Annotated in this window: 1 protein-coding gene and 1 pseudogene; both read right to left on the bottom strand. The window is 78.0% G+C overall.

All coding sequences use genetic code 11. The features are described 5' to 3' along the window. Nucleotides 1-270 (bottom strand): annotated as a pseudogene (locus EAD98_RS29380) (hypothetical protein); the annotation flags it as partial. Further along, the coding region (locus EAD98_RS29375) for a glycosyltransferase (protein ID WP_121657209.1) at nt 270-714 on the bottom strand (445 nt) is incomplete at its 5' end. The pseudogene EAD98_RS29380 and the gene EAD98_RS29375, both read right to left, overlap by 1 nt.

Genomic DNA, 714 nt, shown 5'->3' with positions numbered 1-714 from the left:
GCCCAGGGTCAGCCAGCCGTCCACCGGGCAGGTGGGTCGGTGCGCGGAACGCACCGACAGCGAGCCGATCGAGCCGTCCTGCGCCATCCGCCACAGTGTCGGGGTGCTCTGCGGGTCCACGTCCTCCCAGCGCAGGCCGGCGACCCCGGCGAGCACCACGAAGTCGGCGGTGCGCTGCGGGATGCCCTGCGGCGGGCGCGCGGCCAGCGCGGTGACGCCCAGCACCACCACGAGCACGGTCAACAGGGCGGGAGCGAGTCGGCGCAGCATCACCGGTGTCCCGTCCTCGGGGCGTCGGGGTCCGCCGTCGCCGCACCGGAGGGCGCCGCGGCCAGCTCGGCGTAGAGGGCCGCCAACGCGGCCACGGTGTCCGCCTCGGTGGGCCACGTCGCCGCCCGCTCGGCGCCGCGCCGGCCCAGCTCGGCCCGGGCCTGCGGGTCGTCGAGCAACGCGCGTACCGCCGCGTCGACGGCGTCCACGTCGCCGGCGGGGACCAGCGCGGCGGCGTCGCCGACCAGCTCCGGCAGCCCGCCGACCGCGGTGGCCACCAGCGGTACGCCGACCCGCAGCGCCTCCTGGGCGAACAGCTGCCGGGCCTCCCAGTCACTGGTCACCACCGCGAGGTCGGCGGCGGCGAGCAGGTCGGCCACGTCCGTGCGGTGCCCCAGCAGGGTCACCGGAGCGCGGCCCGCTGGCGTACCGCTTCTGCGGGTG

The sequence above is a fragment of the Micromonospora sp. CV4 genome (genome assembly GCF_003667455.1).
GTDB lineage: Bacteria > Actinomycetota > Actinomycetes > Mycobacteriales > Micromonosporaceae > Micromonospora.
This window is presented reverse-complemented; position numbering and strand designations above follow the sequence as displayed.